5 protein-coding genes are annotated in these 6,456 nt (G+C 68.6%); all 5 read right to left on the reverse strand.

Annotated elements, in window-relative coordinates; all coding sequences use genetic code 11:
- Positions 1 to 525: a MaoC family dehydratase gene (locus ACFXOM_RS10550; protein WP_384942008.1), complete on the reverse strand. Its 525-nt coding sequence runs from the start codon at positions 523 to 525 to the stop codon at positions 1 to 3.
- Positions 526 to 539: 14 nt separating this feature from the next.
- Positions 540 to 1,505: an HpcH/HpaI aldolase/citrate lyase family protein gene (locus ACFXOM_RS10555; protein WP_384944393.1), complete on the reverse strand. Its 966-nt coding sequence runs from the start codon at positions 1,503 to 1,505 to the stop codon at positions 540 to 542.
- Positions 1,502 to 3,514, reverse strand: coding sequence for a protein meaA (locus tag ACFXOM_RS10560; protein WP_385037638.1), 2,013 nt, complete (start codon positions 3,512 to 3,514; stop codon positions 1,502 to 1,504). The genes ACFXOM_RS10555 and ACFXOM_RS10560 overlap by 4 nt, the downstream gene beginning before the upstream one ends.
- Positions 3,515 to 3,524: 10 nt before the next feature.
- Entirely contained in the window at positions 3,525 to 4,862 is a 1,338-nt protein-coding gene (gene ccrA / locus ACFXOM_RS10565) for a crotonyl-CoA carboxylase/reductase (RefSeq protein WP_384944397.1), read from the reverse strand.
- A gap of 619 nt (positions 4,863 to 5,481) precedes the next feature.
- Positions 5,482 to 6,324 (reverse strand): TetR family transcriptional regulator, encoded by an 843-nt coding sequence (locus ACFXOM_RS10570; protein WP_384942016.1) that lies wholly within the window; start codon positions 6,322 to 6,324, stop codon positions 5,482 to 5,484.
- Positions 6,325 to 6,456: the final 132 nt, after the last annotated feature.

The raw sequence follows: 6,456 nt of genomic DNA on the forward strand, positions 1-6,456 counted from the left end.
TTACTTCTCCGCCTTCTTCTCGGGCTCGTTCAGCTCCGGGCGGCCGGGCTGCTCGCCGCCCCGCTCCTTGATGTACGTCTCGGTGGGGACCATCACCTTGCGGCGGAACACGCACACGAGCGTGCCGTCCTGCTTGTAGCCCTTGGTCTCGACGTAGACGATGCCGCGGTCCGACTTGGACCTGGACGGGGTCTTGTCGAGGACCGTCGTCTCGCCGTAGATCGTGTCGCCGTGGAAGGTCGGCGCCACGTGCCGCAGTGACTCGATCTCCAGGTTGGCGATCGCCTTGCCGGAGACGTCCGGAACGGACATGCCGAGCAGCAGGGAGTAGATGTAGTTGCCCACGACGACGTTCTTGCCGAAGTCCGTCGTCTTCTCCGCATAGTTCGTGTCCATGTGGAGGGGGTGGTGGTTCATGGTCAGGAGACAGAAGAGATGGTCGTCGTACTCGGTGACCGTCTTCCCGGGCCAGTGCTTGTAGACGGCGCCGACCTCGAACTCCTCGTACGTGCGTCCGAACTGCATGGTTCTCAGGGCTCCTAGTCGGCGGGGGTCTCGAACTTGCTGGTCCGCTGCATGCCGGCGGCCCGGCCCTTGCCGGAGATGACCAGGGCCATCTTGCGGCTGGCCTCGTCGATCATCTCGTCGCCCAGCATCGCGGAGCCCTTCTTGCCGCCGGCTTCGGACGTGTAGTAGTCGTACGCGTCCAGGATCAACTCGGCGTGGTCGTAGTCCTCCTGCGAGGGCGAGAAGATCTCGTTGGACGCCTCGACCTGGCCCGGGTGGAGCACCCACTTGCCGTCGAACCCGAGTGCCGCGGCGCGCTGCGCCACCTCGCGGTAGCCGTCGATGTTGCGGATCTGGAGGTAGGGCCCGTCGATGGCCTGGAGGTCGTTGGCGCGGGCGGCCATCAGGATCTTCATCAGGATGTAGTGGTACGCGTCCGCCGGGTAGCCGGGCGGCTGCTCACCGACGACCAGCGACTTCATGTTGATGGAGGCCATGAAGTCGGCCGGGCCGAAGATGATCGTCTCCACCCGCGGGGACGCCTGGGCGATCGCGTTGACGTTGTTCAGCCCCTGGGCGTTCTCGATCTGCGCCTCGATGCCGATCTTGCCGACCTCGAAGCCCATCGTCTTCTCGATCTGCGTCAGGAGCAGGTCGAGGGCGACGATCTGCTCGGCGCCCTGCACCTTCGGCAACATGATGCAGTCGAGGTTCTGGCCCGCGCCCTCGACGACGGTCACGACGTCCCGGTAGGTCCAGTGGGTGGTCCAGTCGTTGACCCGCACGACGCGCGTCTTGCCGGTCCAGTCGCCCTCGTTCAGGAACTTCACGATGGTGTGTCGGGCCTCGGGCTTGGCCAGCGGTGCGCACGCGTCCTCCAGGTCCAGGAAGACCTGGTCGGCCGGCAGCCCCTGGGCCTTCTCCAGGAAGCGCGGGTTCGAACCGGGGACCGCGAGGCAGGAGCGGCGCGGCCGCAGGCGGTTCACGGGGCTGGTCATGCGAGGACCTCCAGGGGGTCGAGCTTGTTCGCTTTCCGGATCTCGTCGACGATACGTCCGATGATCTCGGTGATGCCGAAGTCCTTCGGGGTGAAGACGGCGGCCACACCCGCGCGCTTCAGGTCCTCGGCATCGCTGTTCGGGATGATTCCGCCGACGATCACCGGGACGTCGGAGGCGCCCGCCTCCCGAAGGCGGTCCAGTACGTCCGGCACCAGCTCGGCGTGCGAGCCGGACAGGATCGACAGACCCACGCAGTGCACGTCCTCGGCGAGGGCGGCACTGACGATCTGCTCGGGTGTGAGCCGGATGCCCTGGTAGACCACTTCGAAGCCGGCGTCACGCGCCCGCACGGCGATCTGCTCGGCCCCGTTGGAGTGCCCGTCCAGGCCGGGCTTGCCGACCAGCAGGCGCAACCGGCCCGAGCCCAGCTCGTCGGCGGTACGGGCGACCTTCTCCCGTACGACGGCGAGCGGGGTGCCCTCCTCCGCGGTCACGGCGACCGGCGCGGACGAGACGCCCGTCGGGGCGCGGAACTCGCCGAAGACGTCCCGCAGGGCCCAGGCCCACTCGCCCGTGGTGACGCCCGCGCGGGCGCACTCGACGGTCGCGGCCATCAGGTTGGCGTCACCCGCCGCCGCGGCCTTGAGCGCGGCCAGGGCCTCCTGGGCCCGGCTCTCGTCGCGGTTGTCGCGCCACTCGTGGAGCTTGGACACCACGCGGGCCTCGTTGGCCGGGTCGACCGTCATGATCGCGGTGTCCAGGTCCGCGGTCAGCGGGTTCGTCTCCGTGGTCTCGAAGATGTTGACACCGACGATCTTCTCGTCCCCGGCCTCGATCCTCGCCCGCCGCTCCGCGTGCGAGGAGACCAGCTGCGACTTCAGGTAGCCGGACTCGACGGCCGCCATCGCGCCGCCCATCTCCTGGATCCGGTCCATCTCCGCCAGCGAGTCGGCGACCAGCGCCTCCACCTTGGCCTCGATCACGTGGGAGCCGGCGAAGATGTCCTCGTACTCCAGCAGGTCGCTCTCGTGCGCGAGGACCTGCTGGATGCGCAGGGACCACTGCTGGTCCCAGGGCCGGGGCAGGCCCAGCGCCTCGTTCCACGCCGGGAGCTGCACGGCACGCGCGCGGGCGTCCTTGGAGAGCGTCACGGCCAGCATCTCCAGCACGATGCGCTGGACGTTGTTCTCCGGCTGCGCTTCGGTCAGTCCGAGGGAGTTCACCTGGACGCCGTAGCGGAAGCGTCGCTGCTTCGCGTTCTCGATGCCGTACCGCTCGCGCGTGACCTTGTCCCAGATGCGGCCGAAGGCGCGCATCTTGCACATCTCCTCGATGAAGCGGACCCCCGCGTTCACGAAGAAGGAGATCCGTGCGACGACGTCCCCGAACTTCTCCTGCGGCACCTGTCCGGAGTCGCGCACCGCGTCCAGCACGGCGATCGCGGTGGACATCGCGTACGCGATCTCCTGGACGGGCGTGGCTCCGGCCTCCTGCAGGTGGTAGCTGCAGATGTTGATCGGGTTCCACTTGGGGATGTTCGCCACCGTGTAGGTGATCATGTCGGTGGTGAGGCGCAGCGACGGGCCGGGCGGGAAGACGTGCGTCCCGCGTGACAGGTACTCCTTGACGATGTCGTTCTGCGTCGTCCCCTGGAGCTTGGTGATGTCGGCGCCTTGTTCCTCGGCGACCACCTGGTAGAGCGCCAGCAGCCACATGGCGGTGGCGTTGATGGTCATCGAGGTGTTCATCTGTTCCAGGGGGATGTCCTGGAACAGCCGGCGCATGTCACCGAGGTGTGAGACCGGGACCCCGACCCGGCCGACCTCGCCGCGCGCGAGGACGTGGTCGGGGTCGTACCCGGTCTGCGTCGGCAGGTCGAACGCGACCGACAGGCCGGTCTGGCCCTTGGCGAGGTTGCGCCGGTACAGCTCGTTGGACGCCTCGGCCGTGGAATGGCCGGCGTACGTCCGCATGAGCCACGGCCGGTCCTTCTGGCGCTCTGTCATCTAACGGACCTCAGATGTTCCGGAAGCGGTTGATGGCGTCGATGTGCTTGCCGCGCATCTCCTGGTCGTGCACGCCCAGGCCCTCTTCGGGGGCGAGGCACAGCACGCCCACCTTGCCCTGGTGGGCATTGCGGTGGACGTCGTGGGCGGCCTGGCCGGTGTCCTCCAGGGAGTAGACCTTGGAGAGGGTGGGGTGGATCTTGCCCTTGGCGATCAGGCGGTTGGCCTCCCACGCTTCCCGGTAGTTCGCGAAGTGCGAGCCGATGATCCGCTTCAGCGACATCCACAGGTAGCGGTTGTCGTACTCGTGGTTGTAGCCGGACGTGGAGGCGCAGGTGACGATGGTGCCGCCCTTGCGGGTCACGTAGACGGAGGCGCCGAACGTCTCGCGGCCGGGGTGTTCGAAGACGATGTCCACGTCCTCGCCGCCGGTGAGTTCGCGGATGCGCTTGCCGAAGCGCTTCCACTCCTTGGGGTCCTGGGTCTGTTCGTCCTTCCAGAACCGGTAGTCCTCGGCGTTGCGGTCGATGATCGCCTCGGCGCCCATGGCGCGGCAGATGTCAGCCTTCTGCTGGCTGGAGACGACGCAGATCGGGTTGGCGCCGCCGGCCAGGGCGAACTGGGTGGCGTAGGAACCGAGGCCGCCGCTGGCACCCCAGATCAGCACGTTGTCGCCCTGCTTCATCGCGGCGCCGTTGCGGGACACGAGTTGGCGGTAGGCGGTGGAGTTGACCAGGCCGGGGGCCGCGGCCTCCTCCCAGCTGAGGTGCCTGGGCTTCGGCATCAGCTGGTTGGACTTGACCAGGGCGATCTCTGCCAGGCCGCCGAAGTTGGTCTCGAAGCCCCAGATCCGCTGTTCGGGGTCGAGCATCGTGTCGTTGTGGCCGTCGCTCGACTCCAGCTCGACCGAGAGGCAGTGCGCGACGACCTCGTCTCCCGGGTTCCAGGCGTTGACGCCCGGGCCGGTGCGCAGGACCACGCCCGCCAGGTCGGAGCCGATGATGTGGTACGGCAGGTCGTGGCGCTTGGCGAGCTCGGAGGTGCGTCCGTAGCGCTCCAGGAAGCCGAAGGTCGACAGCGGCTCGAAGATCGAGGTCCAGACGGAGTTGTAGTTGACCGAGCTGGCCATGACGGCGACCAGGGCCTCGCCGGGGCCGAGCTCGGGAAGCGGGACGTCGTCCAGGTGGATCGACTTGCGGGGGTCCTTTTCCCGGGTGGTGAGGCCCGAGAACATGTCGACCTCGTCCTTGTGCACGGTCACCGCACGGTACGACTCGGGGAGCGGAAGTGCGGCGAAGTCGGCGGACGTGGTGTCCGGCGACTGGATCGCGTCCAGGATTTCCTTCACGGTGTTGCCTCCGGCGAATGGTTCTCCCCGTGTCCGGCGGGCCGGAGGTCGGGGAGGCGTTCGAGACGAGAACGCTGAGGGGAACGTCGGTGTGTTGCTGGGACGTGCCGTCGGTTCGGCGGGGGTGGTGCTGTGGCAGCGCTGGTGTGCGCGGGGTGAGGGTTCCCCCGCGCGGTGAGGGGGAGTTGCCTGTGACGCAGGCGCCCGGGCGCGCAGGCCGGAGAGGCTTGCGGGGACAGCCGGCGTACGAGGGATCTCTGCACGCCGGCCGCCCGGACACCTTCAACGTATGGCACGCCGTGCCAGGTCGCAAGACACTGGGTGCCAAGAATTTCACTCAGATGCAATCTGTTCGTCACAGATGAGCGATGATCGATCGAGGTGCGCGATGATCGATCACACAAAGGCCGCCGGAAAGGACAAACGGCCGCCCCGGAGGGGGCGGCCGTCACGTCTCGTGTTCGAGCCTGTCGGTTGGGTGTCCGGTGGGTGTGGCTGGTGTCACCGGCTCCGGATGGGTTTGCGCCGGGGCCCGGTGCCGCCGGGAAGGCGGTGCAGCGACCCTGCGGGAACCCGGAACTGACGTGGCGTCATCATGGTGCGGCCGGTTGGTGCCCGTTCAGCCTCGCTGCTGCCTGAGTGCCTGCTCGATGGTGCGCATGACCTCGGGTAGTGGTGCGTCCGTGCGCGCTACCGCCACCAAAACCTCTCCGGCCGGCTGCACGGCGGCCGTGCGCTTCCGGTCGGCTCCCGAGCGTCCGGCGCCGATCCCCGTGCCGAAGGTCTCGCGGACGATCGCGAACGCGTGGTCCAGCTGCGTCTCCACATCGCCCTGACCGCCCGCCCGCAGCCAGCGGCGCAACACGTGGTTGTGCGCGGTGACCACGGCGGACGCGGCCACCTCGGCCAGCAGCGGGTCGTCGTTGCCGTCGTGGTGGTCGCGCTCGTCGAAGTGGCCCAGCAGATAGCGCGTGAAGAGTCTCTCGTAGCGGGCCACCGAAGCGATCTCGCGCTCCCGCAGCGTAGGCACCTCACGAGTGAGGCGGTAGCGCTCCACCGAGACCGTGGGCGACGCCGCGTACATCTTCATGACTTCCTTGATGCCCCGGCACACCGTGTCGAGGGGGTGCTCGTGGGCCGGAGCGGCGTTCAGCACGGCCTCGGCCCGAACGAGCGTGTCGTCGTGGTCCGGGAAGATCGCCTCTTCCTTGGAGCGGAAGTGCCGGAAGAAAGTCCTCCGGGCGACGCCGGCCGCCGCAGCGATCTCGTCGACGGTCGTCGCCTCGTACCCCTTGGTGGCGAACAGTTCCATGGCCGCTGCGGCCAGTTCGCGCCGCATCTTGAGCCGCTGGGCTGCGGCGCGACTGCCTGCGGCGCTTTCCGGGGCATCGGTGGTGGCGGAGGCTCGGGAGTTCCGTCGGCGGGCATCAGCGGGCTGGGACATGCCCTGAACGTACTGCATTTGCGCAGGAGGGCGCGCCTGCGGGGGCGGGGGGGCGCCCCCCCCCCACCACCCCCCCCCCCCCCCCCCCCCCCCCCCCCCCCGCACCCTCCCCGCCACCCCCCCCCCCCCCCCCTCCCCCCCCCCCCCCCA

Source organism: Streptomyces sp. NPDC059169 (genome assembly GCF_042755225.1).
GTDB lineage: Bacteria > Actinomycetota > Actinomycetes > Streptomycetales > Streptomycetaceae > Streptomyces.

Excerpts from the sequence above, each read along its gene's own strand:
- ACFXOM_RS10550 (WP_384942008.1), bottom strand. The coding sequence starts at position 525 with ATGCAGTTCGGACGCACGTACGAGGAGTTCGAGGTCGGCGCCGTCTAC.
- ACFXOM_RS10555 (WP_384944393.1), bottom strand. The coding sequence starts at position 1,505 with ATGACCAGCCCCGTGAACCGCCTGCGGCCGCGCCGCTCCTGCCTCGCG.
- ACFXOM_RS10560 (WP_385037638.1), bottom strand. The coding sequence starts at position 3,514 with ATGACAGAGCGCCAGAAGGACCGGCCGTGGCTCATGCGGACGTACGCC.
- ACFXOM_RS10570 (WP_384942016.1), bottom strand. The coding sequence starts at position 6,324 with ATGCAGTACGTTCAGGGCATGTCCCAGCCCGCTGATGCCCGCCGACGG.